Source organism: Priestia aryabhattai B8W22, assembly GCF_000956595.1.
In the GTDB taxonomy this organism is placed as follows: Bacteria; Bacillota; Bacilli; order Bacillales; family Bacillaceae_H; genus Priestia; species Priestia aryabhattai.
Genome location: NZ_JYOO01000018.1, coordinates 60156 through 86270, shown reverse-complemented (window position 1 = coordinate 86270; position 26115 = coordinate 60156). Strand labels below are relative to the sequence as shown.

At 37.7% G+C, this 26115-nt stretch carries 28 protein-coding genes, 1 pseudogene and 2 riboswitches; of the genes and pseudogenes, 24 read left to right on the top strand and 5 right to left on the bottom strand.

What is annotated here, in order from left to right:
- Positions 1 to 81: 81 nt before the first annotated feature.
- The gene (locus N178_RS15290; protein ID WP_013055656.1) at positions 82 to 1407 is read left to right on the top strand and encodes an NCS2 family permease; all 1326 of its coding nucleotides are present in this window, start codon (positions 82 to 84) and stop codon (positions 1405 to 1407) included.
- A gap of 73 nt (positions 1408 to 1480) precedes the next feature.
- Here N178_RS15290 and N178_RS15285 read toward each other — a convergent pair whose 3' ends face one another.
- Complete coding sequence (locus N178_RS15285) at positions 1481 to 2032, bottom strand: shikimate kinase (RefSeq protein WP_033578182.1); 552 nt, start codon at positions 2030 to 2032, stop codon at positions 1481 to 1483.
- Between the two features lie 117 nt (positions 2033 to 2149).
- Positions 2150 to 2323: a YvzF family protein gene (locus tag N178_RS26045; protein WP_080781634.1), complete on the bottom strand. Its 174-nt coding sequence runs from the start codon at positions 2321 to 2323 to the stop codon at positions 2150 to 2152.
- A gap of 199 nt (positions 2324 to 2522) precedes the next feature.
- On the opposite strand from N178_RS26045, the gene treP reads away from it, so the two are divergent.
- From treP to N178_RS15245, 7 genes and pseudogenes are all read left to right on the top strand, one after another.
- On the top strand, positions 2523 to 3986 hold the full coding sequence (gene treP, locus N178_RS15280) for a PTS system trehalose-specific EIIBC component (protein ID WP_045293242.1): 1464 nt from the start codon (positions 2523 to 2525) through the stop codon (positions 3984 to 3986).
- A gap of 15 nt (positions 3987 to 4001) precedes the next feature.
- Complete coding sequence (treC, locus tag N178_RS15275) at positions 4002 to 5687, top strand: alpha,alpha-phosphotrehalase (RefSeq protein WP_045293241.1); 1686 nt, start codon at positions 4002 to 4004, stop codon at positions 5685 to 5687.
- Positions 5688 to 5775: 88 nt separating this feature from the next.
- A complete protein-coding gene (gene treR / locus N178_RS15270) occupies positions 5776 to 6492 on the top strand; it encodes a trehalose operon repressor (RefSeq protein WP_045293239.1) in 717 nt (238 codons plus the stop codon).
- Positions 6493 to 6848: 356 nt separating this feature from the next.
- Positions 6849 to 7571, top strand: coding sequence for a 5-oxoprolinase subunit PxpB (gene pxpB / locus N178_RS15260; RefSeq protein WP_045293235.1), 723 nt, complete (start codon positions 6849 to 6851; stop codon positions 7569 to 7571).
- The gene (locus N178_RS15255) at positions 7561 to 8559 is read left to right on the top strand and encodes a 5-oxoprolinase subunit C family protein (RefSeq protein WP_045293233.1); all 999 of its coding nucleotides are present in this window, start codon (positions 7561 to 7563) and stop codon (positions 8557 to 8559) included. Before pxpB ends, N178_RS15255 begins: the two co-directional genes overlap by 11 nt.
- A gap of 12 nt (positions 8560 to 8571) precedes the next feature.
- Positions 8572 to 9233 (top strand): annotated as a pseudogene (locus N178_RS15250) (5-oxoprolinase subunit PxpA); the annotation flags it as partial.
- A gap of 102 nt (positions 9234 to 9335) precedes the next feature.
- Positions 9336 to 10523, top strand: a complete 1188-nt coding sequence (locus N178_RS15245; RefSeq protein WP_045293230.1) for an NRAMP family divalent metal transporter — start codon at positions 9336 to 9338, stop codon at positions 10521 to 10523.
- A gap of 42 nt (positions 10524 to 10565) precedes the next feature.
- Here the strand turns inward: N178_RS15245 and trhA are convergent, their stop codons facing one another.
- Positions 10566 to 11216 (bottom strand): PAQR family membrane homeostasis protein TrhA, encoded by a 651-nt coding sequence (trhA, locus tag N178_RS15240; RefSeq protein WP_013055671.1) that lies wholly within the window; start codon positions 11214 to 11216, stop codon positions 10566 to 10568.
- A gap of 382 nt (positions 11217 to 11598) precedes the next feature.
- On the opposite strand from trhA, the gene N178_RS15235 reads away from it, so the two are divergent.
- The 5 genes from N178_RS15235 (at position 11599) to N178_RS26040 (ending at position 15429) form a co-directional block, all read left to right on the top strand.
- Positions 11599 to 12237 carry a DUF1643 domain-containing protein gene (locus N178_RS15235; protein ID WP_217916040.1) on the top strand — a complete coding sequence of 213 codons (639 nt, stop codon included), beginning with the start codon at positions 11599 to 11601 and terminating at the stop codon, positions 12235 to 12237.
- 101 nt (positions 12238 to 12338) lie between these two features.
- The gene (locus N178_RS15230; protein WP_016763238.1) at positions 12339 to 12758 is read left to right on the top strand and encodes a hypothetical protein; all 420 of its coding nucleotides are present in this window, start codon (positions 12339 to 12341) and stop codon (positions 12756 to 12758) included.
- 464 nt (positions 12759 to 13222) lie between these two features.
- On the top strand, positions 13223 to 13876 hold the full coding sequence (gene bluB / locus N178_RS15225) for a 5,6-dimethylbenzimidazole synthase (RefSeq protein WP_013055676.1): 654 nt from the start codon (positions 13223 to 13225) through the stop codon (positions 13874 to 13876).
- A gap of 168 nt (positions 13877 to 14044) precedes the next feature.
- Positions 14045 to 15079, top strand: coding sequence for an AI-2E family transporter (locus tag N178_RS15220; protein WP_045293228.1), 1035 nt, complete (start codon positions 14045 to 14047; stop codon positions 15077 to 15079).
- A gap of 110 nt (positions 15080 to 15189) precedes the next feature.
- Positions 15190 to 15429 carry a hypothetical protein gene (locus N178_RS26040; RefSeq protein ID WP_237758484.1) on the top strand — a complete coding sequence of 80 codons (240 nt, stop codon included), beginning with the start codon at positions 15190 to 15192 and terminating at the stop codon, positions 15427 to 15429.
- Here the strand turns inward: N178_RS26040 and N178_RS15215 are convergent.
- On the bottom strand, positions 15362 to 16258 hold the full coding sequence (locus N178_RS15215) for a LysR family transcriptional regulator (RefSeq protein ID WP_045293226.1): 897 nt from the start codon (positions 16256 to 16258) through the stop codon (positions 15362 to 15364). The genes N178_RS26040 and N178_RS15215 overlap by 68 nt on opposite strands.
- 160 nt (positions 16259 to 16418) lie before the next feature.
- Here N178_RS15215 and N178_RS15210 point away from each other — a divergent pair, with 160 nt between their 5' ends.
- From N178_RS15210 to N178_RS15200, 3 genes are all read left to right on the top strand, one after another.
- The gene (locus tag N178_RS15210) at positions 16419 to 17399 is read left to right on the top strand and encodes a zinc-binding dehydrogenase (RefSeq protein WP_045293224.1); all 981 of its coding nucleotides are present in this window, start codon (positions 16419 to 16421) and stop codon (positions 17397 to 17399) included.
- Positions 17400 to 17634: 235 nt separating this feature from the next.
- The gene (locus N178_RS15205; protein WP_237758482.1) at positions 17635 to 18201 is read left to right on the top strand and encodes a DedA family protein; all 567 of its coding nucleotides are present in this window, start codon (positions 17635 to 17637) and stop codon (positions 18199 to 18201) included.
- A 59-nt stretch (positions 18202 to 18260) separates the two neighbouring features.
- A riboswitch (guanidine-I (ykkC/yxkD leader) is annotated at positions 18261 to 18362 on the bottom strand.
- Positions 18363 to 18573: 211 nt separating this feature from the next.
- A riboswitch (purine riboswitch) is annotated at positions 18574 to 18675 on the top strand.
- Between the two features lie 504 nt (positions 18676 to 19179).
- The gene (locus tag N178_RS15200) at positions 19180 to 20508 is read left to right on the top strand and encodes an amidohydrolase family protein (RefSeq protein WP_045293221.1); all 1329 of its coding nucleotides are present in this window, start codon (positions 19180 to 19182) and stop codon (positions 20506 to 20508) included.
- A 47-nt stretch (positions 20509 to 20555) separates the two neighbouring features.
- Here N178_RS15200 and N178_RS15195 read toward each other — a convergent pair whose 3' ends face one another.
- Positions 20556 to 20753 carry a cold-shock protein gene (locus tag N178_RS15195; protein ID WP_013055689.1) on the bottom strand — a complete coding sequence of 66 codons (198 nt, stop codon included), beginning with the start codon at positions 20751 to 20753 and terminating at the stop codon, positions 20556 to 20558.
- Between the two features lie 422 nt (positions 20754 to 21175).
- Between N178_RS15195 and N178_RS15190 the strand changes: the two genes are divergently transcribed.
- The 8 genes from N178_RS15190 (at position 21176) to N178_RS15165 (ending at position 26069) form a co-directional block, all read left to right on the top strand.
- Entirely contained in the window at positions 21176 to 21808 is a 633-nt protein-coding gene (locus N178_RS15190; RefSeq protein WP_045293219.1) for an NAD(P)-dependent oxidoreductase, read from the top strand.
- Between the two features lie 177 nt (positions 21809 to 21985).
- A complete protein-coding gene (locus N178_RS15185) occupies positions 21986 to 22972 on the top strand; it encodes a Gfo/Idh/MocA family protein (RefSeq protein WP_045293217.1) in 987 nt (328 codons plus the stop codon).
- A 486-nt stretch (positions 22973 to 23458) separates the two neighbouring features.
- On the top strand, positions 23459 to 24001 hold the full coding sequence (locus N178_RS15180; protein ID WP_014461319.1) for a peroxiredoxin: 543 nt from the start codon (positions 23459 to 23461) through the stop codon (positions 23999 to 24001).
- 119 nt (positions 24002 to 24120) lie between these two features.
- Positions 24121 to 24564 (top strand): TlpA family protein disulfide reductase, encoded by a 444-nt coding sequence (locus N178_RS15175; RefSeq protein WP_013055693.1) that lies wholly within the window; start codon positions 24121 to 24123, stop codon positions 24562 to 24564.
- A 143-nt stretch (positions 24565 to 24707) separates the two neighbouring features.
- Positions 24708 to 24842, top strand: a complete 135-nt coding sequence (locus tag N178_RS27835; RefSeq protein WP_269201666.1) for a hypothetical protein — start codon at positions 24708 to 24710, stop codon at positions 24840 to 24842.
- Positions 24843 to 25085: 243 nt separating this feature from the next.
- Entirely contained in the window at positions 25086 to 25685 is a 600-nt protein-coding gene (locus N178_RS15170; protein WP_237758481.1) for a sigma-70 family RNA polymerase sigma factor, read from the top strand.
- Positions 25686 to 25690: 5 nt separating this feature from the next.
- Positions 25691 to 25837 (top strand): YvrJ family protein, encoded by a 147-nt coding sequence (locus tag N178_RS26035; RefSeq protein ID WP_013055696.1) that lies wholly within the window; start codon positions 25691 to 25693, stop codon positions 25835 to 25837.
- A 4-nt stretch (positions 25838 to 25841) separates the two neighbouring features.
- The gene (locus N178_RS15165; protein ID WP_013055697.1) at positions 25842 to 26069 is read left to right on the top strand and encodes a helix-turn-helix domain-containing protein; all 228 of its coding nucleotides are present in this window, start codon (positions 25842 to 25844) and stop codon (positions 26067 to 26069) included.
- Positions 26070 to 26115 lie beyond the last annotated feature (46 nt).

The window sequence follows — 26115 nt, the reverse complement described above, 5'->3', positions numbered from 1 at the left end:
TCCTCCTAAATCGTGTCCTTTTTAGGACATTTGAATAGGTAGGATTTTTTATTTTTTTTTAGAAGTAGGGAGGCGCGCGTGTTGGAGCGTAACGGAATATTAGAGCGCTTGTTTAAACTATCAGAGCGCAACACAACACCAAAACAAGAAATACTAGCAGGACTTACAACTTTTATGACGGTCAGTTATATGGTAATCGTCAATCCCATTATCATGTCTGACGCGGGTATTCCCCGAGAAGCGGCTCTTGCAGCTACCATTTACGCCATTGTATTTAGTACGTTACTGATGGCCCTGTGGGCAAATTTTCCGATTGTAACCGGTCCAGGGATGGGTTTAAATGCGTTTTTTACGTATTCAGTAGTATTAGGGCAAGGGTTGTCATGGCAAACGGCACTTGGAGCAGTTTTTATATCCGGGGTCTTATTTTTTGTTTTAACAGTAACAGGAATACGGGGAAAGATTATTGATGCCATTCCGAACGTATTAAAGTCTTCCATAGCAGTTGGAATTGGTCTTTTTGTTGCGTTTATCGGTTTGAAAAACGCTGGATTAGTTGTGGCAAACGAGTCTACTTTTGTAGGGCTTGGAAATGTCATGGATAAAGGCCCCTTACTTGCTATTTTTGGGCTGATATTAGCAGCTGTACTGATGGCTAAAAATGTAAAAGGTGCTCTTATTATAAGTATTTTTGCTACGACAATATTAGCGATGATTGTAGGAGTACAAGCAGTTCCTCATTCGGTGAAAGACGTCTTTTCAGCTACGCCGCCAAGCGTTGGGGAAACATTTTTTCAAATGGATTTAAAAGGTGCAGTTGCCTACGGCATTTTTTCAGTTGTATTTTCTTTCACCATAGTAGAATTATTTGATACGCTAGCGACATTGATTGGACTATCTAAAAAAGCAAACTTAGTAGATAAAAACGGTAAAATTCCAGGTTTAAATCGCGCGCTTGCAGCGGATTCAATCGGTACAATGGCGAGTGCTATTTTTGGAAGCACAGCGCTAAATACGTATATTGAAAATGCAACAGGCATTGCAGAAGGAGGACGTACCGGCTTAAAGGCATTAACGGTTGCCATCTTATTTATATTTACCTTGTTTTTTGCACCGCTCATTCAATTTATCCCAAGCGTTGCTACTGCTCCAGCACTTATTATTATTGGTTCGCTTATGCTAAGTGACATTCGAAACGTTAACTTCGACGATTTTACTGAGGTTGTTCCCGCTTTCTTAACAATTGTCATGATGCCGTTAACCTACAGCATTGCAGAAGGGTTAGCATTCGGCTTCATTTCATACACAGCGATTAAACTGTTTACAGGACGCCATCGCGAAATTCATTGGATGATGTATGTAATCACCATCGCCTTTTTTATCAATTTTTATATGAGTTCCCATTAGGAATGAAAAAAGACGTAGCATTAAGCTACGTCTTTTTTGTAAAGGCTTGTTAAGGGAACAAACCTTTATTTCATTAAGGTTGATAAATATCCCAAGCTGTTTTTAATGAATCAACGATATAGTTAGCTACTTCTTCGATATCTAAATTATCAGTTTCAACTTTCGAATGGTGGTTTGAATAGATAGCTTGACGGTCGTAAAATAGTTTTTCAATATCTTCTAAGCTTCTTCCCTGTAAAACAGGACGGCTATCAATAATCAAACTAATGCGTTCTTTCCAAGAATCCCAAGATAAATCTAAAAAGAATACGATGCAGTTAGATAAACAAATCTCTTGAATTTCTTCTTGTAAAAAAGCGCCTCCCCCTAAAGAAATGATTTTTAAGCGCTGCTGTGAAAGTCGACTTATTACTTCTTTTTCTTTTTGTCTGAAGAAAGTTTCACCGTGCTCTTTAAAAATCTGAGAAGTAGGCATATTAAATTCTTTTTCGATTTCTTGATCTATATCAACAAAATCTCTATACAATTTTTTGGCAACCATTTCTCCAATAGTTGTTTTTCCTACCCCCATAAAGCCGATAAACACAATACTTTTCTCTCTAAGAGATATGTCGTTATATGCCATTTTTAAGCCTCTTTCTGATTTTTAAATACAAATCGGATGTTATAGTAAATACTGAAATTATAATATAAATCCTTTAGTTTGTAAAAGCTACTATTCTTCTCTGAAATAAATCGAAAATTATTTTTTAGGGTGCATTGAAAGGTAAACCCGAGTATCTTTTTTGCGCTCATACTTTGGATTAGCGCTTCGCGTATATTCTTTGGACTGATGTTCTATATGGTAGTTCTGTTCAAACTGTTTGATCGCTTCATTAATTTCTTCCTGTTTTCCCATTAATCTTACTTGCAGCATTGTAATGTCTCCTTCCTCACACTTTGCTTTTTGACTATATCATGAAATGAAAAAGAAGTAATTTTATTTTTGTTGACGAACATGTATATACAGGTTAGAATAAAAACATAAAACTTGTATATACATGTTTGCGGTGAGATTTATATGGGGGATAGGAAATACAGGAATAAAATGAAAACGGAAACAAGGGGGAAAAGACATGAATCGAGAATCTGTGGAGCGCATTGTAGAAGCCGTTGGGGGAAAAGAAAATATCTCTGCTGCAACGCATTGTGTAACGCGTCTTCGACTTGTTTTAAAAGATGAAGGTAAAGTCAATCAACATATGCTAGATGAGCACGAACTAGTAAAAGGATCTTTTTCTACAAACGGCCAGTTTCAAGTTGTTATTGGTCAAGGCACGGTTGATAAAGTATACAAAGAAATGGTGACGCTTACAGGGATAGGCGAACTGTCAAAAGAAGAAGTGAAAAACGAAGCGGCTAAAAACTTAAATCCGCTGCAGCGTGCAATAAAAACATTAGCTGACATTTTTATTCCTATTTTACCGGCCATCGTAACCGCGGGTTTATTGATGGGAATCAATAATGTGCTAACAGGAGCCGGAATTTTTTACGATGATAAATCAATCGTAGATGTTCATACACAGTGGAAAGACTTCGCAAGCATGATTAATTTAATTGCGAATACGGCTTTTGCCTTTTTGCCAGCTCTTATTGGGTGGTCAGCTGTTACGCGTTTTGGAGGAAGTCCTTTATTTGGAATTGTCCTTGGGCTCATGCTTGTACACCCTGATTTGCTAAATGCTTGGTCTTACGGAGAAGCATTAAAAAAAGGAAGTATCGATACGTGGAATTTATTTGGCCTGCACGTTGAGAAAGTCGGCTATCAAGGACAGGTTTTACCTGTATTAGTCGCTTCATTCGTCCTGGCAAAAATCGAATTATTCTTACGAAAACGTATACCGGATGGTTTTCAACTTTTAGTTGTAGCACCTGTTGCTCTTTTAGTCACAGGGTTTCTCGCTTTTATTGTAATTGGTCCGATTACATTCGCAATAGGAAATGTTATTACAGATGCAGTTGTATGGCTATTTAAAACGGCTCCATTTATTGGAGGGCTTGTATACGGAGGCTTATATGCTCCTCTTGTTATTACAGGTATGCACCATACATTTTTGGCCGTAGATTTACAGCTGATTGGAAGCGTAGGAAGTACGTTCTTATGGCCAATGGTAGCATTATCGAATATTGCACAAGGCTCTGCGGCTTTCGCGATAATGGTTCTTTCAAAAGATGATGAGAAATTAAAAGGATTATCTTTAACGTCAGGGGTTTCAGCGTGGCTGGGCATTACGGAACCTGCAATGTTTGGTGTGAATTTGCGCTTTAGATTTGCTTTTATTTCTGCAGTAATTGGTTCAGCTATTGCCGGTGTCGTCATATCTGTAGCCGGAGTGAAAGCAGCGTCGGTAGGAATTGGGGGTATACCAGCTCCATTATCAATTGTTCCACAGAGCTGGCCGCCTTTTATTATTGGAATGGTAATCGTAATCGTTGTGCCGTTTCTTTTAACGTTAACGCTCGGAAAGCTTCAGAAAAAATCAACCGTTACATCAACGGTCGCGGGTACACACTCGCTTCAACACAATTCTAAGAATTAAATGGTGGTGTTAAAAATGCAAGAACCTTGGTGGAAAAAATCTGTTGTTTATCAAATTTATCCAAAAAGTTTTTATGATACGACTGGAAACGGCGTAGGTGATATAGCTGGCATTATTGAAAAGCTAGATTATTTGAAAAAACTCGGGGTAGATGTTGTGTGGCTAACGCCAATTTATAAATCACCGCAGCGGGATAACGGATATGATATAAGTGATTATTTTGTTATTCAAGAAGAATACGGAACAATGGAGGACTTCGACCGTTTAGTAGCAGAAGCGCATAAGCGGGATCTTAAAATCATCATGGATATTGTCGTTAATCATACGTCAACTGAACATGAATGGTTTCAAGAAGCTAAAAAATCGAAAGATAACCCCTACAGAGATTTTTATATTTGGAAAGATCAAAAAGAAGATGGAAGTGCTCCGACAAATTGGGTTTCGAAATTTGGAGGTTCGGCGTGGGAGCATGATAAGCTGACAGAACAATCGTATCTGCATTTGTTTGATGTCACACAAGCGGATTTGAACTGGGAAAATGAGCGTGTACGCCGCAGTGTGTATGATATGATGACGTTTTGGTTTGAAAAAGGAGTAGATGGATTTCGTCTGGACGTTATTAACTTAATTTCAAAAGATCAGCGCTTTTTAGATGATGATGGTTCTATCGCTCCAGGAGATGGCCGGAAATTTTATACCGACGGTCCTCGCGTTCATGAGTATATGCGAGAAATGAATCAAGAAGTTTTTTCAAAATACGATAGCATGACCGTTGGGGAAATGTCGTCAACGACCGTTGACCACTGTATTAAGTACTCTCATCCCGACCGGCACGAGCTTAGCATGACGTTTAATTTTCACCATTTGAAAGTCGATTACCCAAATGGTGAAAAGTGGGCGCTAGCAGATTTTGATTTTATTAAATTAAAAGAGATTCTATCAATTTGGCAAACGGAAATGAATAAAGGAGGGGGATGGAATGCATTATTTTGGTGCAACCATGATCAGCCTCGCGTTGTTTCACGCTATGGAAACGACGAACTCTATCATAATAAATCTGCTAAAATGCTCGCTGCAACGATTCATCTGATGCAGGGAACACCTTATATCTATCAAGGGGAAGAAATAGGGATGACAAATCCGAAATTTTCCTCTATTGATGAATATAGAGATGTGGAGTCACTAAATGTGTATGAGATAAAACGTGCACAAGGAATGGACGAAAATGAAATTTTAGAGATTTTAAAACATAAATCAAGAGATAATTCCCGTACACCGGTGCAATGGAGCGATGAGCCAAATGCAGGTTTTACAAAAGGAAAGCCATGGATTAATTCGGGCGATAACTACCGTGAAATTAATGTAGAAAAAGCGCTAGATGATGAAGGTTCAATTTTTTATTTTTATCAAAAGCTTATTGCACTGCGCAAACAGTACGAGATTATCACCTATGGAAACTATGAATTAATTCTTGGAGAAGACGAGCAGATTTTCGCTTATATCAGAAATGGAGCAGATGAAAAGCTGTTGGTGATAAATAATTTCTACGGCAGCGAAACAGCATTTGAACTGCCGGAAGATATAACTTTTGAAGGATATCATAGTGAAATATTGCTGTCTAACTACGAAGATTCATCGAAGGAATTCAAGCAAGTCTTGCTTCGGCCGTATGAATCAATCGTGTATCATTTAAAAAAATAAAGAAAAAAGTCAAAAGAACGATGGGTGACAATCTATCGTTCTTTTTATACAATTGGGTATATATAGAAAGTAAAATAGGTGATGGCAATTGAAAGAAAATAAATTTATCAGCATTTACGAACAGTTAGTCGATAAAATTAAACGTGGTGACTGGCGTCCTAACACAAAACTTCCTTCTGAAAATGAGCTTGTTGAACAGTATCAAACGTCTCGTGAAACAATACGGAAAGCGTTAAATTTACTTTCACAAAATGGGTACATTCAAAAAATGAAAGGAAAAGGTTCTTTTGTATTAGACGTATCACGCTTTGATTTTCCAGTATCAGGACTTGTTAGCTTCAAAGAAGTGGCGGAAAAGCTAGGACATACATCGACTACTATTGTAAAAGAATTTGAATTAGTCAAAGCCGATCAAGATCTGTGCACACAGCTTGGGGCGACGAAAAAAGATCTCATATGGAAAGTAGTTCGAGCGCGTGAAATCGATGGAGAAAAAATTATTTTAGATAAAGATTTTTTTCATAAAAAGTATGTTCCTCACCTCACAAAAGATATATGCAAAGGCTCTATTTATGAATACTTAGAAAAAGATCTTGGGCTAAAAATAAGCTTTGCTAAAAAAGAAATTTCCGTTGACGAGGTGACGGACGAAGATAAGTGTTACTTAGATTTAAAAGACTATGAGCATATTGTGGTAGTAAGAAACTATGTGTATTTAGAAGATGCTAGCCTTTTTCAATATACGGAATCACGTCATCGTCTTGATAAGTTTCGTTTTGTGGATTTTGCTCGCAGAGGTATATAATGGTTCACTGCCCATGAGTTTTTCCTTTTTTGTAGATGTTTACAAAAAAACTGCTTTGGTATAAAAAACAAAGCAGTTTTTTTATGGGAAAACTGAAAAAACGTGATCCTTTTGGGGATAAAATTTTTAAAGGGTTGAATTTTTCTTTGGAGTTTGTTTTAGTAAAACATAAGATTATTTTATATTTGTATAATATTATCCATACAGGATACAGATTTATTGTCCTTTTTTTTATTTGATATATAAGGATTTGTTATTTAAGAACAGAAATTCCATTAGTAATTCTAATGAATGTATCTAACTACAGCATTAAAGAGAGCTGCTCAAACAATACTAAGGAAAAAGGAGGAGACGGAATGAGTAGCGATTATCGACTTTATCCTCTTGGTGACAGCGGCATTGTCGTTTCATTTGGAGACGAAATTAATTTCGGCATACATAAACGTATTCAGCAATTTACTGAGGTGCTAGAGCAATCATTATGTAAAGGAATGATTGAATATGTGCCGGCTTTTACAACAGTTACAATCTATTATGATCCTTGGACAATGAGTGAAAAAGGAAGAAGAAATCCTTACACAGCAATATCTACATATATTGAAGAACTGCTTTTCCGCCAGGAAGAAAAATCTGAAGCGGTCGCTAGACAAATTGAAATTCCGGTGTGTTATGGAGGAAAGTACGGCCCCGACTTAGAGAGAGTAGCTGCTTTTCATTCATTAACGCCTGATGAAGTTATCTCCATTCATACAAACGGAGAATATTTGGTGTATATGATAGGCTTTGCTCCTGGTTTTCCTTACTTGGGAGGGATGAGCAAAGAAATTGCGACTCCAAGAAAAGAATCACCGAGAAACAGCATCCCAAAAGGGTCAGTTGGCATCGCAGGAATGCAAACAGGCGTGTACCCAATTGAGACACCTGGGGGATGGCAGTTAATCGGGCGCACTCCTCTTACACTATTTAACCCAGAAAAAGACTCGCCAAGCTTGCTTCAAGCAGGTGATCGTGTCCGATTTGTTTCCATTTCTGAAACGGAATATGAAGCACAAAAGGAGGTGGATGAAGATGAGTATTAAAGTGATACGTCCCGGTTTATTAACAACAATTCAAGATATCGGCAGACATGGATATCAAAAGGACGGCATGATTGTCAGCGGGGCAATGGACAAAGTTGCTTTAAGGATTGCCAACTTATTAGTAGGAAATCAAGAAAATCAGCCGGTTATTGAAATTACGTTAATGGGACCAAAAATTGAATTTCAGCAAGATGCTTTGATTGCTCTGACAGGAGGGGATTTATCGCCAACTGTTAATGATGAAGCCGTAAAGATGTGGCGACCTTTATATGTAAAAAAAGGGAGCGTGCTGCAGTTTGGTATTCCGGCTTTAGGGTGCCGTTCTTATTTAGCGGTTTCCGGTGCTTTTAATGTTCCTGCAGTTATGGGAAGTACATCTACTTCACTTCGCGCTCGGATAGGCGGGCTGCATGGTAAAGCATTACAGTCAGGAGATGAAGTATTAAGCCATCCTCCTACAGAAAGAGGGAAAGCAATTATAAAGAAACTGGTGAAAAAGCAAACGGACCGCTCTTTTCAGCAGGCTTTTTGGACAATTCACCCTAAACTTCTTCCTTCATACGAGACGCCTGTTATCCGCACGATGAAAGGTGCGGAATTTGATTGGTTTACGAAAGAAAGTCAACAACATTTCTTTAATCAAGAATTTGACGTTACGCCGCAATCTGACCGAATGGGCTATAGGCTAAAAGGGAAGAAATTAGATCTTGAGAAGGAAAAAGAGCTGCTTTCTAGCGCTGTGACGTTCGGTACAATTCAAGTACCAAAAGAAGGACAGCCCATTGTTTTATTAGCAGATCATCAAACGACAGGAGGATATCCTAGAATCGGGCAGGTAGCAACTGCCGATTTTTCGGCGCTGGCGCAAGTTTCTCCAGGGAAAAAGGTTTCTTTTCAATTCGTTTCACTGGATGAAGCTCAGCATTTATATATGGAGCAGGAAAAGAAAATAAATCATATTAAAAGAGCACTTCGAATGAAAATATAAGGGGGAAGAAAAATGACTACCGTTGATTTGAACTGTGACTTAGGGGAGAGTTTTGGGAACTATAAATTAGGAAATGATAAAGAGATTTTGCGCTATGTAACGTCAGCAAACATTGCTTGTGGCTTCCATGCCGGAGATCCTTCGGTTATGAGAGAAACAGTAAAGCTGGCTTTGAGTGAAAATGTGGCGATTGGCGCGCATCCCGGATTACAAGATTTAGCTGGATTTGGACGTAGATATATGAAAATTACGCCTCGAGAAGCTTATGATTTAATGGTATATCAAATGGGGGCCCTTTCAGCTTTTATACGTGCAGAAGGAGGAATCCTTCATCATGTGAAACCTCATGGTGCTTTATATAATATGGCTGCAGGGGATCGAGACATAGCTAAAGCTGTTGCTGAAGCTGTGTATAATGTCAGTGAGGAAGCTATCCTATATGGTCTGGCTGGAAGTGAATCGATTAAAGCCGGAAACGAAATGGGCTTGCGTACGTCTCAGGAAGTATTTGCAGATCGAACCTATCAACATAACGGTATGCTGACGCCCAGAAACGTTGAAAACGCCGTGATTCAAGATGAAGGAGCGGCTATTTCTCAAGTAATTAAAATGGTCAAAGAAAAAAAGTGCTCACTGTGCAAAATGAAGAGATTCCCATTCAAGCAGATACCGTTTGTATTCATGGAGACGGTGCACATGCTGTTGAATTTGCCAAAGCTATTTGTGACAAGCTAAAAGAAGAACAAATCATTATTCAACCACAATGAGGTGACATCATGAAAAAAGAACGCAACTGGAGCGTGCTGCTCGGAGCAGCATTTTTAATGGCTACTTCAGCAGTGGGCCCAGGGTTTTTAACTCAAACAACGGTCTTTACACAAGCTCTCGCCGCAAGTTTTGGTTTTGTCATTTTACTGTCAATTGTCTTAGACATTGGCGTTCAGCTAAACGTATGGCGTATTATTGCCGTTTCAGAAAAAAGAGCACAGGATATCGCTAACAGTGTTTTGCCAGGTCTCGGCTTATTTATCGCTATTTTAATTGTAATCGGAGGCTTAGCATTTAATATTGGAAACGTAGGAGGGGCGGGTCTTGGCTTCAATGCGCTATTTGGCATTTCTCCTAAAGCGGGTGCAGTCATTACAGCTATCATTTCTATTGCAATCTTTTTAGTCAAAGAAGCCGGAAAATTAATGGATCGCTTTGCTCAATTAATGGGCGGAATATTAATTATTTTAATGGTGTATGTTGCGGTTTCTTCCGCTCCGCCATTAGGAGAAGCGGTATCTAAAACATTTTGGCCGGATAACATTGACGTAATGGCGATTGTTACTCTTGTAGGAGGAACAGTAGGAGGGTATATCACATTTGCAGGAGGTCACCGTTTATTAGATGCAGGAATCAAAGGAAAAGCCTCGATTCCTGAAGTAACCAGAGGAGCAGTATCCGGTATTACGATTGCTTCGATCATTCGAATTTTTCTATTTTTAGCCACGCTAGGTGTGTTGAGTCAAGGACTAAAGCTGAATCCTGATAATCCACCTGCCTCTGTTTTTCAGTTAGCTGCAGGGGATATTGGCTATAAATTATTCGGTATCGTCATGGCGGCGGCGGCTATCACTTCAGTTATTGGTTCGGCATATACATCGGTTTCCTTTATTAAATCCTTCAGTAAAAGGATTGAGAAATATGAAAACTGGATTATCATTGCATTTATTACGATTTCAACTCTGATCTTCTTAACGATTGGTCAGCCGGTCACGCTGCTTATTTTAGCTGGAGCACTAAATGGGTTAATCTTACCTATTACACTCGGAACGATGCTTATAGCGGCGTATAAAAAGAAGATAGTAGGTGATTACAAGCATCCGACTTGGCTTGCCGTTTTTGGCGGTTTTGTGGTCGTTATTATGGCTGTGCTAGGAGTCTATACGCTTGTAACTCAAATGGCAAAACTGTGGTAAGGAATTCGATAACCAACTAAAAAAGAGCCTTCTGGCTCTTTTTTAGTTGGTTATAGGCAATACATATAAAATGATTGCTAAAAAATGGAGTACGGTTCCGCCAAGAACAAACATATGCCAAATCATATGATGAAAACGAAATCCTCGCCATACGTAAAAAACGGCTCCGATTGTATACAGCACGCCTCCAACTACGAGAAGGACAATTCCTTGATGGGCAATGTTTTGAGTTAACGAATCCCACGCAAATACAATCATCCATCCCATAAATACGTAAAGAATGGTGGAAATAAAAAGGAATTTCTTCACAAAAAAAGCTTTGAATACAATTCCTGCAAGAGCGATGCCCCATACAATTCCAAAAAGTGTCCAGCCGGTGGTTCCTTTTACTGCGATAAATAAAAATGGAGTGTAAGTCCCGGCAATAAACAAATAAATAGAAGAGTGGTCGAATATTTCAAAAAGATCTTTTACCTTACCTTCCGGAAAGCTATGGACAAGCGTAGAGGAGACATAGAGAAGCAGCATGGTTACTCCGTAAATAGTAAAACTGATAACATGCCAAGGCGTTCCTTCTAACGAAGAAAGTACGATTAAAAGCGTTAATCCAACAATGCTGAGTACGGCTCCAACGCCGTGTGTAATCGCATTTGCAATTTCTTCTCCTCTTGTAAATGTGTGTGTAGTAGCCATTTACAAAATCCTTTCTTTACACAAATTTATCTTCTGTTTTCTCAGAGGATCAGTTTTGAACATACCTGCTGAGAAAAAATCCGTAACGGTCAAAAACATGAGTGAAAAAGTCATTGGTTATTTCTTTATTATAGACCATTCTTTTGATTTTATCTATTTTGACTGGAGGTCCGAAAAGAGGAAAGATGTATATGTGAATGTTCACTAGCTGTAAAAAGCATGTATAGAAGAAAAAATTGCTTTTTGAAAAAATGGCAGAAAAGTTGTCATGAAGGCATGATTTTGAAATACATATAAAATAAAACTTTTAACAGTCAAGGTTACGATTACTGCTTAGCTCATTTGCAATAGATAAGTAACAAGATTGTAAGAAGGCAGGGGGATGGAAGCAGTGAAAAAAGAAGTTATTTTTGATGAAACAGGCACATACAAATACTCTCTATTATGCAAATGGAGTGAAGTAAACGAACGTAAACTTACGTTTATTTTATCATTTCCAGAAAATACGTATGAATACAGCGACGATACGGCTGTATCCAAATGCATAGAACTGGCGCAAAAGTGGGGATTTGGAGTTTTAGAAATCGTTTATTTATTCAGCTATCAAACCGACCATGTTTCGTTTTTACGCATGCTTTCAAAAGAAGAAGCTGTTGGAACAAGAACAGGTGAATATATTCAAAAGGCAGTGGAAGATGCTGAACTGGTTGTGGTAGCTTGGGGTGATCATGGAAGCATTTATAACCGGCAAGAGGAGGTAGAACGCTTTTTGAAACACAAGCCGGTATATTGTTTTGGAAAAACGAAGCAGCAATTTCCTCGCCATATTTTATCCGTCGTGCACCGTACAGAATTACAGAAATACGAAGTGCCGGCTAATCGTGAAGAGTCGGAAGAAGTTTCTTCGTTTATTGAAGACATAGATCAAAGTTTTGGGGGAGAGGATTATTCTCCAATTAAACAACTAACAGAAGAAGAACCGCTTATGTTTATTGAAGACATTGCTAGTATGTATCGATAAAAAGAAAAAGCGAGGTTTATATTCCTCGCTTTTTCGTTAGTATAAAACACCAAGTTTTGTCATATGGTTGTATCAAGAAGCGTGTGTGAAGGGGGAACTTTATGAAGTTGAATGAAGTACTGCACCGCATCACAACTATTTATAATGAGTTAGAAGAAGAGTGTTTTCAATATATAGGGACTGTGATCAATGAAAATGCAGAGCTGGATATTTCTCGTCTAGAAGAATTAAGTACGCTGTTAAACTTCGTATATGAATGCTCGCAGGATGTATTAGTAGGTTCTATTTTAACAAAATTGGATTATGGACAACCCATTTATCAATTTGCTATGTTAAAGCCTATTTCCCTTGAAGGAAATGAAGATAAGTTAGATATTTTATATGAAGAAAAGGTAAAAGTAGAAAGAGCGATTTTAGATGTGTATACAGCTCAGCGAAAGAAGTTATTGACTCAAGCAGCTGAAGACTTAAAAGAACTGCACTACGAGCTGCAGACCTATGTGTATGCTTGCAACATATAAGTGAATCTGTTGAAATAGCAAGGCATATATACAAATAAAAAGGAACATGTTAGGATAAGTAAAAAGAACTCCTGATCAAAGAGTTCTTTTTATTGTAAAATATATGATTTTGAACTAGTAAAGCATAAAGACGGTGGTAATGGCAGTTACCCTTTTCTTTGTGCTTTTTTTATCCGATTGTGTTGATGATACTGCTTACTGCGTTAAAAAAGTTCATAAGTACCTCGTTAAGCATGGAATATGCCTCCTCTCTCACTAAATATGTACAATCAAATTATCCAATTGTGTTAATGATGCTGCTTACCGCATTAAATAAGTTCATTAAAACGTCGTTGAACATGTTTGCAACCTCCTTTATGATAGATTCATATAGTAATACGAGAAAACAGAAAGTTTGGATCACATTTTTTTAATGTTTTTTTAGAAAAATAGTTAAAAAGAGAGTTTAATGGAGGTTGAAAAAGATGAACTCGTTTACAAACGACGAAAAGCAAGCGGTATACAAAGCGATTTACGGAAGAAGAGATGTACGAACATTTTTGTCTGATGAGATTCCTAATGAAACGGTTTATAACATTTTACAGGCTGCTCACAGCGGGCCTTCCGTCGGGTTTATGCAGCCTTGGAATTTTATATTAGTATCTGATACAGAAGTGAAAAATAAACTTGCCTGGGCAGCGGATAAAGAGAGAAGAGCACTGGCTATTCATTATGAAGGTGAAAAGAAAGAAGATTTTTTAGAGCTAAAGATTCAAGGATTAAAAGAAGCGCCGTTAACTATTTGCGTAACGTGTGATCCAACAAGAGGTGGCTCTCATGTTCTCGGAAGAAACTCAATTCCAGAAACCGATATGATGTCCACTGCATGTGCGATTCAAAATATGTGGCTTGCTTCATATGCAGAAGGACTGGCAATGGGGTGGGTAAGTTTTTATAAGAAAAATGATGTGCGCGACATTTTACATATTCCTCCTCATATTGATCCTGTAGCGCTCATGTCAATTGGCTATACAGATAAATACCCTGAGAAACCAATCTTAGAACAAGCTAACTGGGAAAAAAGAAGGGATTTAGACAAGCTAATTTATCATAACGTATGGGAAAACGAAAAAGAATAGCGAAGAAAAAATAAAGACATACTAAAAAGCGCCGAAATATAGTAAAATTTGAATATTAAATGATACACTATATATAGCGAAAACGGATATGAGCGTCTAGCGTATCCGTTTTATTTATATGTATACAAATGACTTGGGAAAAAGAGAGATAGGAGAATTGAAGGTTTCATGAATATTGCAAGAAGTTGGCTTCACAACAAACTTACTGTTCGCATCATTACGCTTATTATCATTACAGTTTTACTTGTCAGCATTAGAAGTATGCTTCAGCTGCTGTTATTTACGTTTATTTTTACCTTTTTAATTGGTCGTTTTCAACAAACGTTAAGAAGAAAGCTTCCGCTTAATTCAACGCTTATACTCATCGTCATCTATATCGCACTGATTGGGGCCCTCGGTATTGTAGGATATGTATATATCCCGGTTATTATGACGCAAGTTACCGAGCTTGTACAGAAGCTGATGTATTTTTACAAGCATCCCCCTGATAATACATTCGTCACCTATATTATCGATAATCTAAAGAGATTCAAATCACCAGAAAATATTCAGCAGAATATTGATTTAGTATACAGCTATTTATCCAATATTGGAAAAGTAAGTGCACAAGTTTTCTTAGCACTCTTGTTAAGCTTATTCTTTTTACTTGAAAAGTCGCGGATTCACCGATTATTTGTCCAGTTGGAACAATCTAGGCTGGGCTGGTTTTTTCAAGAAGCTGGCTATTTGGGAAGAAAATTTGTTAATTCCTTCGGCAAGGTAATAGAAGTTCAGTTTATTATCGCTTTTGTGAACAGCATTTTATCCGTTATTGCGCTGTGGGTGTTAGGGTTTCCTAATTTGCTTGCACTTGGCGTTATGGTCTTTCTACTAGGGCTAGTGCCGGTTCTTGGAGTATTTGTTTCACTCATTCCGCTTTGTACAATCGCTTACAGTTTAGGAGGCGGTGTAAAAGTACTATCTGTATTAATTATGGTGGTAGTACTTCACGCACTTGAAAGCTATGTATTAAATCCAAAGCTTATGTCATCTAAAACCAATTTGCCAACGTTCATTACGTTTATCATTTTAGTATTTGGTGAACATTTCTTGGGCGTATGGGGGCTGATCCTTGGTATTCCTATTTTTATTTTCTTTTTAGATTTAGTAGGAGTAGATTCAGCACAGAAACTGTCAAAAAAAGAAGAGACTGGAACAAAATGATTTTAGACGAGGTGAAAGACGAACCACTAATCAAGATGTTTGATTAGTGGTTCGTTTTTTTTTTTGCTATGGTGAACGGAGGTTTCATCTGTTTTCGTTCCTTCTAGCAGTTGATTGGAGGGCAAGGCAAAGACTCCTGCGGGAAAAGCGGAACAGGTGAGACCCCGCAGGAGCGTAAGCGACGAGGAGGCTCAGCGGCCGCCCGCGGAAAGCGAAGCCTTGCATGGAAATCAACTGCGGTGTCACAAGCGGTTCCGCTCATGTTATCCTATTTGTTCGTCTTTAGAATGGATTCATGTCGTTATTTCTCAACCTCTTCTTTTTTAACGAGCGTATCGTTTTTTGAATGACTGGATGATCTCGATGCTTAAGTTTATAAGCAAGAAAGATCTGATTTTTTACCGCTAAATGTTCAAGTTCGATTTTCACCTTTTTTTCTCGGAGCGCTTCTTGAATCAAATAGCGGGGAAGCAGGCTGATTCCCATGTGATGCTGAATGGCTTTTAACACCGTTTGAAGATTTGGAAGCACATGATGAGGCTGAATTTCAGGCCGTTTTTTAAAATGCTGCCGCCAAAAACGCCTAATAATAGGAAGTTCAAGGCCATAGCTAATCCACCGCTGATTGTATAAAAAATCCTCTATGTCTTCACTGGGTGTCATTTCAAAAGAAGGAGGGACAGTTAAGACAAACTCTTCTTCTTCAATGACCGTATATTCGACTCCTGGTATTTGCAATCTTTGGGTTGTAATAGCAATATCAATTTCGTCGTTTTGTATCTTTTCCAGTAAAACAGAAGCAATACCAAACTGGCTGTAGCAGCGGATACCTGCATCTTTTATTCTTTCTAAAGCTTGTTCCGTAAAATACTCTACGGGAGAACCAATTTTTACGACTGGCAGCGCGTCGGGAGATGATGCGCTCATTTTTAATTGGAGTGAAGCAGCTTCTAGACTTTCAATTAACGGGACAATACGCGTGTACAGTTCTTTGCCTTTTTCAGTTGGAATCATCTTTCTCGGTGCCCGGATAAATAAATCTTCGCCTATTTCAGCTTCTAAAGCAGCTAAGTGCTGACTCATGGCCGGCTGCGTTAAGATCCTTGCTCTGGCCGCTTCAGAAACAGATCGATATTTGTAAATGCTAATAAAGCTGCGGTACCATTCAAAATCAATCATTCACGCCATCCTTTCTTATAAATTTATTTATGGATGTCTATTTATTTTCTAATTTGTATTATAGACAAGCTCTCTTTAAAATAAAAATAGTAAGCAAATCATTTTTAGATAAAATAATAAAAGCACCGCTAGCCAAGTGATTTAAAAGGAGAGTTAAACTATGAAAGCATTATTATTGCAAGATAAAAATAAATGGACAGAAATGAAAGTAGAAGAAGTGGAAAAACCTCTTCCGAATAAAGGAGAAGTAGTAGTTGAAGTTCACGCAGTGGGGCTTAATCCAGTTGATTATAAAACGGCTATTAACGGAAACCCTCATTGGACATATCCTCACATTCTAGGTTTAGATGTAGCTGGGACAATTGATGAAATTGGAGAAGGAGTAGTTGACTGGAAAAAAGGAGACCGCGTTGTCTATCACGGGGACTTTATGAAAAAAGGCGGATATGCTGAATATGCGGTTACAACTGCTCATTCAATTTCGCGCATTCCTGATGCTGTTACATTTGAAGAAGCTGCTGCTTTACCTACTGCAGGTTACACGGCGTATGAAGCACTATTTCGTAAACTTCCAATGAACCATATTCAAACCATTTTAATTCACGGAGGAGCTGGAGGCGTAGGCGGCTTTGGCGTGCAGCTTGCTAAAAACGCTGGAAAAATCGTTTTCTCAACAGCTTCAGCACATAACCATGAATATGTGAAGTCGTTAGGAGCTGATTATGTAATTGATTATCGCGAGGAAAACGTCGTAGAAAAAGTATTGGAGCTGACAAATGGCCGCGGCGTAGATGCTGTGCTTGACACGGTGAGCGCAAAGAACGCAACTGATTCTTTAGATATGATTGCCTATAGAGGACATTTAGCACATATTGCTGGTGCACCTGATTATACAAAAGTAAAGCCTTTTACAAAGGTGATTTCTTATCATGAAGTAGCTTTAAATGCTGCACACCACATCGATGACATGATTGCACAAGCGGATTTAGCAAAAATGGGCGATGAGCTTTTAGCATTAGTAGCAGAGAAGAAAGTAGCTCCGATGATTGAGCGCATCATCTCGTTAAAAGAAGTGCCAAGTGCATTAGAAGAGCTTTCAAAACGCCATGTGAAAGGGAAAATTATTGCTAAAATTAAATGATAGCAAGACAGAAAAGACTCTTTTATTACAACTAATAAAAGAGTTTTTTTCTGCTATTTTCTTTTTTTGCATTACTTCATTTATGAACTGCATATGATAGAAGATAATCAAATATAGCAAACGGGTGCGTATGAGCTTTTTTTACTAGTAAAATTGCTTTGAAATCGTGAAATTTTGAATAGTTTGAGTTATGATGAAAGAACGTGAAATTTGTATGATTGAAAGGAGAAAAAAGGTGCAAGGGTTTATTGATTTTGTACAAAATTTAGGCATAGTGGGCATCTTTATTGCTACAGCAATCGAAGCTGCGGCAATTCCTTTTCCGTGTACGTTATCGATTTTGCTCATTGGCTCGGTGCTGCAGCTTTCAATATGGAAAATCCTTATTGTTTCAGCTGTCAATACCGTTATTTATATCGCATTCAACTATATTCCGTTCGTTATGGGATACAGGTTTGAATCTATTACCAAGCGCTGGTTTGGTGAAAAAAATATAAAGCGTGCCCAAAAATGGTTTCATAAATATGGAAAATGGAGTATTACGATTTCTCGTCCCATCAGTATCGCAAACTATATAACCTATTTGGCAGGCCTTAGTAAAATCAAATCTAGGGACTTTGTTTTATACAGCACCTTAGGTATTTTTCCGTGGTTTGTTTTTTTGCTCTATGTAGGAGGACTTGGAGATATTGAAAAAATCCAAAAATATTTGCATGATGTTGATCGTTTAATATTTGTTATTCTTATACTGGGAGTAATGGTGGGTGCAGGCTGGTGGATGAAAAAGAGAAAAAGTACATAAAAAAGGACCGGCCTAAATAAGCACTTCCTTAAAAAGAAAAGCCTGAGAGAATGATGTCATTCTCCCAGGCTTTTATCCTTCCGTGTATACGGACCGTTCCGTACGCTCTCTCTCGGACCAGCCTTTAACATGTGTTAAACGGAACCCTAGATCGCTTTTTGTCTTCAACAGAGTGAAGACCTTTATAGATAATGCAAGTAGTTCGAAGTATAAGCAGAATTATAGGAAGATGCAACTACTGTGTTAGATAGTTTAACAAACTTTTTTGAAAAGTAAACTTTTGTAAAAGGCGAACTATATATAATTTTATTGAAAAGATTATTCGTTTATAGTTGACTTGTAGAAAGACCTATAGTATATTTGTAGATAAGAAAAAGCTAAATACGGTTCACTCATATATGTTTGAGAATATGGCTCAGACGTTTCTACCTTATCACCGTAAATGATAGGACTATGAGTAAAAAGTGAATCTAGGTTCCCATTTTTACGTTAGTAGAAAGTTTGGTCCAAGCGATTCACATATTCATTTTTGAAAAGAAGTGGATATGACACCGAAGGGATAAAAGCCCAGGCGGGTAGGTTTTTGCTCATTGTATTTGAGAGACCTGCCTTTGTTTGGGCTTTTTCTTATGTGTCTATTTACAGTATGAGCGAGTGATGGAAGTTTCTTGTTTGTATCTGCATTGCTTTCTGGGGAGAATAGCGATGCAAAGCATGAAATCACTCACTGAAGCTTTATCTGTAAGCCCTCATTTAACCATGGGAAGTACATTCTATCTATTTTCTAGCATTTTTTCTTTGATGAGCAGCGTGGGGACGCTGCTCTTTTTTTGTTCTTGCTTTTTTCTCTGTAAATAAAGGTCTCTAAAGAGAAGGTGATTTGCGAAATTTGGCGAATTAATGCTTTAAACAATAAATGATAGAGAAGATAAAGCGGTCTATGAAAAATGAAGAAGTTGAAAAATTGAGGAGGGAATTATGTTGCTTCACTTAATTAATGTTCGTTTGCCAATTATGCACGATCACGCTCTTTTTGAAGTGAAAATTTCAAATGGAATGTATACTTCTATCGTTTTACAAAACGGTTATCTTGAAGGTGACGAGTTTTTTCCGCTGCACGCGGCCGTGTTAGGAAAAGAAAGCTCACTTGATGCACAGGGTCGTGTGCTATTACCAGGATTTGTAGATATGCATATGCATTTAGACAAAGCTCATTCGCTTCCTCAAGTGCCCAATCTATCTGGAACTCTTCAAGAAGCCATCAAAAACTACAGCAGCAGCCTGCCTGCATTTCCAGAAGAAGAAATTAAGCAGCGAATGTTAAAAACTGCTTTGCAGGCATTAGCTAACGGTACGACTACGATTCGAACGCATATTGATTTTGACTGCAGCATGGAAGAAGATAGTTTATTTCGAAGTTTACAAGCGGCTGTCGAAGTGAGAGATGAATTAAACCCGTATATGGACGTGCAGGTTGTTCCGCTATTCTCTAACCTAGACATTGATGATATGCATAAGATGAATAAAATTGAACGAGCATTCGATCTTGAAATTGATGCGATTGGAGGCTGTCCTCATTTAGCTAGAAATCCAGAAAAAGAGATTGATGCTCTGTTTTCGCTCGCTCAAGCCTATAATAAACCTCTTGACTTACATGTGGATGAAAGCGATGATCCGTCTGTTGATACAATAATTAATATTGCTCATAGAACAATTGAATTGAATATGGAAGGAAAAGTGGTAGTGGGGCATCTTTGTTCGCTTGCAGGAATGAAGGATGCAAAAGTGAAAGAAATCTTAAACCTTTTGAAACAGGCTAAAATTGGAGTTGTCACATTACCTGCTTCTAATTTATATTTACAGGGAAGAGAAGATAAAGGAATTGTAAGACGAGGCGTAACGCGTATTCGCGACATACAAAAAGCAGCGATTCCGATTGCTACTGCATCTGATAACGTGAACGACCCCTTTCATCCGTTTGGAAAAGCAGACTTGCTGCAAGTAGGGTTACTAACTGCCTATGCTGCACATATGGGAAGTCCGGATGATCAGCGGCAGTTGCTCCGAATGATTACAAGTATACCAGCCCGGCTGATTGGAAAAGAAAAGTATGGAGTGGAAGAAGGAAACGAAGCAAACTTTGTTCTATTAAATGTGCAGTCTGTACAGGAAATATGGACTGAACTTCCTGAAACTCGCTTTGTTTTCAACAAGCATCGCTGGCTTAGCGTAAAAGAGACGCATCAGCGGCTTGCTGATACGAACTTGACTAATCTTTGGCAGGAAAATCAAATTTTAATTGGTTAAATAGACATAAAAAGAAGCTGTCACTAAAGTGACAGCTTCTTAATCAATTACTTTTGAACGTTAGCAGCTTGTGGTCCACGAGCTCCATCTTCGATTTCAAATGTAACTTCTTGACCTTCTTCAAGTGATTTGAAACCTTCGCCTTGGATAGCTGAGAAGTGTACGAATACGTCGTCTTGTCCTTCTACTTCGATGAATCCAAAACCTTTTTCTGCATTAAACCATTTTACTTTACCTTGTACCATTGTAGTACCTCCTGTGTGGAAAATCCACGAATATATTACTATCTCTGCTCAATTTCAATAAGAATCACTTTAAAGAAAGTCTTTCTATTTGTTAACACCGAACAAGAAATAATATACCTAGTATAACACTTTTTTATAAAAAAGAAACCTTTTTTCATAAAAAAGTACTCTGAGATAAAAATAAGTTGAAAATATGGATATATTTTGAAATAGTAAATAAGCTATTGTTTTGTGGATTTTTTAGCGATCCCTAAAATCTTTTATCTCGTAAAAAAATGAATAGTGAGGTTGACAAATTGAATAGTGTGTAACTATAATGGTTACAACGAGCCGAAAAGAAATAGCAGTGCTATAAAAGCTCAATTTTTTTGTGCTATGTGTAACTATTGTGGTTACAACTAAAATAAAAGGAGAGAATAAAAATGAAAATTGGCGTTATTGGAGCAACAGGAAAAGCAGGTCAATTAATTATGGAAGAAGCAAAACAGAGAGGACATGAAGTAACAGCCATTGTTCGAAATGCTTCTAAACTAAAAAATCAAACAAACGTAATTGAAAAAGATATTTTTGTCATTACTTCAAAAGACATTGAACAGTTCGATGCTGTGGTAGACGCATTTAATGCACCTCCCGGAAGTGAACAGATGCACGTTGAGTCTATACAATCACTTATTAAAGCATTTCAAGGTGTTCAAACGCGACTCGCAGTAGTGGGCGGAGCAGGAAGTTTATTTGTAGATGCAGAAAAAACAACGCCTTTAATGAGCACAGAAGGTTTTCCAGCAGCTTATTATCCAACGGCTTCAAATATGGGCAAAGGTTTAAAAGAACTAGAAAAATCAACTATAGATTGGACTTATTTAAGCCCAGCCGCTTTTTTTGACCCAGAAGGTGCTCGCACTGGAGCCTATCAATTAGGAAAAGATCACGTGATCACAAATAGTCAAAATGAAAGCTATATTAGCTATGCTGATTATGCGATTGCTTTAATAGATGAGTTAGAGAATAAAAACTATGTAAACGAACGTTTTGCTGTAGTGGGTGAGAAAGCATAAGCTTACGTTTGAGTCATAATAAAAAAACAGCTTACTATTTGTTGTGAGCTGTTTTTTTTTATATAGAACAAAATAGATATAAAGCAATGGAAAATGGTATAGATTTTTTATTATTTCTTCGTTTTTCTTTTTAAAAACGATACAATACAACATAGATGATAAAAAGGAGATGAAAAGATGATTCGTTTTGGCGTAATAGGAACAAACTGGATAACAGATCGACTGTTAGAATCAGCTCAGTATGTAGACGACTTTCAGCTTGCAGCCGTTTATTCTCGAACCATTGAAAAAGCAGAAGAATTTGCAGGTAAATATGATATTCCTCATATATTTACTGATTTAGAGGAAATGGCAGCGAGTGCTGAAATTGATGCAGTGTATATTGCTACTCCAAATGCTTATCATGCGGAACAGGCTATCTTATTTTTGAAAAATAACAAGCATGTACTGTGTGAAAAACCGCTCGCAGCCAATGCAGCAGAAGTAACTCGCATGATTCAAGCAGCCAAGAATCACAATGTATTACTAATGGAAGCGATGAAATCAACACTTCTTCCTAACTTCAACGTGATTCAAGAGAACTTACATAAAATTGGTCCAATTCGGAAATACGTGGCATCTTACTGTCAGTATTCTTCTCGTTACGATAAATACAAAGAAGGTATCGTGCTTAATGCCTTTAAGCCAGAGCTTGCCAACGGTTCACTGATGGATTTAGGTGTATATTGTCTGTATCCTCTGATTACGTTGTTTGGAGCGCCTCATAAAATAAAGGCAACGGCATTTATGCTAGAATCTGGAGTAGATGGAGAAGGATCAGTTGCTTTAGAGTACGAAGATCGCGACGCGGTCATCATGTATTCTAAAATTACAAATTCGCATTTACCAAGTGAAATTCAAGGAGAAAAAGGCAGTATGATTATTGACAAAATACATACCGCTGAAAAGGTAGAAATTCGATACAATGACGGACAGGTAGAAGAGTTAACGGTCGATCAGCCTTATCCTGCTATGTACTATGAAATAAATGAATTCGTAGAGCTGTTAAAGCAAGGAAAGATGGAATCGGACACAAATTCTTATGAAAATTCATATCTAACAATGCACGTGATGGATAAAGTGCGAGAGCAAATCGGTCTTGTATATCCAAATGATAAGAAATAAATAAAAGAGGCTGAGACAAAAATAGTTTAGTTGAAGGAAGATCCGAACGAGCTTGATTCTTGATGGAGAATCAAGCTTGTTCGGATTTTTTTATGGTTACGTCTCATTCTCTTTTATTGTGATTATAAAGAGCATAATTGAGATTCGACATCTTGCTGCAGCATACTTTAAAAGCAAATATGTTGAAATAAGGGAAGTTTTTTAGTATCTTCTATCTTTATTCATCCCTGCATACATAGGATTAATCAAGGAAAAGAATAAAAAAGAGTGGAAAACATTCGATAATTAATCCTAGATTAAAATGATTATAAAAAAGTATTGACTATAATAATAGCTCGTGTATAATAAAGAATGTAATCAATAGTCATTACTAGTTTGTAATAATACTAATAATCGTTATCAAATAGAAGGTGTCATTGATTGCATTAAAAATAATACATACAAGCATAAGCTTGTGAAATACATCGTACAAGGAGAGATTTTGACATGGCAGAACGTATGGTAGGAAAACAAGCACCACGCTTCGAAATGGAAGCTGTACTTGCAAATAAGGAATTTGGAAAAGTAAGTTTAGAAGAAAATATGAAAAACGGTAAATGGACAGTATTGTTCTTCTATCCAATGGATTTTACATTCGTATGTCCGACAGAAATTACAGCGCTATCAGATCACTACGAAGAGTTTGAAGATCTAGATGCTGAAGTGGTAGGTGTTTCTACAGATACAATTCATACTCACTTAGCTTGGATTAACACAGATCGTAAAGATAATGGACTTGGAGATTTGAATTATCCATTAGCTGCAGATCCAACTCATGCAGTAGCACGTGATTACGGCGTGTTAATTGAAGAAGAAGGCGTAGCGCTTCGCGGATTATTTATTATTAATCCAGAAGGTGAATTACAATACGCAGTTGTAAATCATAACAACATCGGCCGCAGCGTAGAAGAAACATTACGTGTACTTCAAGCTCTTCAAACTGGCGGACTTTGCCCAGCTAACTGGAAACCAGGTCAAAAAACACTTTAATAAATAGCGGTGGAGTAGAGGCGAAATTCCTCTACTGCTGCCATTAAAATAGAAAAGATAGTTTTCTAACTATAAAATACAGAATATTCAGTTTAATTAATGTAGAGGAGGATTTTAACATGAAATTACGTGAACAAATGCCTGAATTAACTGGAGCAACATCTTGGATTAACGACGAAGTAACAAAGGAAGATTTAGTAGGTGATAAAGCAACGCTTATTCACTTTTGGTCAGTAAGCTGCCATTTATGTAAAGAAGCAATGCCTGAAGTTAATGATCTTCGTGATGAGTATGATGATCAATTGAATGTTGTAGCGGTTCATATGCCTCGTTCGGAAGATGATTTAGATATGGGTGTTATTGAGGCAATGGCAATGGGACACGATATTACTCAGCCAATTTACGTAGACAGTGAGCATAAGTTAACAGACGCTTTTGAAAATAAATATGTACCAGCATATTATGTATTTGATAAAGAAGGTCAGCTTCGTCATTTTCAAGCGGGTGGAAATGGAATGCCGATGCTTCGCAAACGTATCAACCGCGTTTTAGGAGAAGAATAATCTATACATGAAGAAATAAAAAGGCCCTAGATAAAATATTTTAGCCGAAGTGAAAAACGAACCACTGATCAACATGTTTGATTGGTGGTTCGTTTTTTTGTTATGCAGAACGTAGATTGCATCTGTTTCGTTCCTTCTAGCAGTTGATTGGAGGGCAAGGCGAAGACTCCTGCGGGAAAAGCGGAATAGGCGAGACCCCGCAGGAGCGCCAGCGACGAGGAGGCTCAGCGGCCGCCCGCGGAAAGCGAAGCCTTGCACGGAAATCAACTGCGGTGTAATAAGCAGTCCAGCTCATGTATCCTATTTGTTCGTCTTTAGATTGGATCCATTTCGTTATGTCTCAATCTCTTTTTTTATTTTTACTGAGTCGTTTTAATTATTAATGAGTATTTCATCACATTGACATAAAAAACCTAATATAGTTAAATTTATATAAGAACAAACGTTCGTTTTTGGTGTTGTTATTTTACTCTTTTCTCCCTTTTTAATAAGTATAAGAAAAAAAGGAGGAGATTTGCACAATGACTCAGCTCTATTCGCAGCAAGAAAAGCGGCACGACAAAGAATGCATCTTTCATACATTTCTTACAAACCACAGCGCAACTCTTCAGACTCATATAATGAATACATTTTTGACACCAGAACGCTACGAGCGATTACAAAAAGCGGTCGTTAAAAATGATACAAAAGAACAAAGACTTCTAAACAAAGAATTTCATCAGTTTTATAGCGAAGTTAGATTGCTTCATTATATTAACAAGCTTTGCAGCCATTATTCCAGAGATGTTATGCGTGTAAAAGAAAAAGAGCGTTCGTATATTCCTCTTCGCCTGCAGCAGCCTGCTGCGCTAGATGGAAATCGAACAGTTGAAGATATGCTAGGAGTACAGGACGGAGCTGTATGGGAGCATGAATTTTTAGGAAATCAACTTGAAAATCGTATTCTTCATCATGCATTTCGCCAATTAACGGCCAAGCAGCAGTGTATGCTGCACTTGATTATTGTTGAACGCTGGACTCATAAAGAAATCGCTGCTTATTTTTCTATTTCTCAGCAAGCGGTTTCTAACCATTACCAACGTGCGCTAGGCAAGTTAAAAAAAATTAATGAAGGTGAGTGATAGATATGTTTGATCCTCAGTGGCTTCAACTTGTTGGAAACGTAGGGTTTCCCGCTGTCCTTTCTTTTTATTTATTACTGCGTGTAGAAAACAATATAAAGCGACTTGAAGAAAAAGTGGAAGAATTAACAACTGACTTAAGAAAGAAGTGAAGAAATGGAAACTCTATATGAGCTTGTAAATAAAGTGAAAGCTGGAGATGAAGAGGCGTCAAGGCGTTTACTAAAAAAGCTGGAACCAAAACTAAATAAAGCTGTCCAAAGTTTTTCGCTGCATGAGAGAGAAGACGTAAAGCAGGATTTAAAGATTAAAATTCTTTCCGCTGTTAAAACGTTTGATTTTTCCAAAACGCCAGGGCTTTGGGAATTTTTACGCCATAAATAAAAAAGAGCGCTCGTTGTATCGACGCTCTTTTTTTATTTTTGTTGCA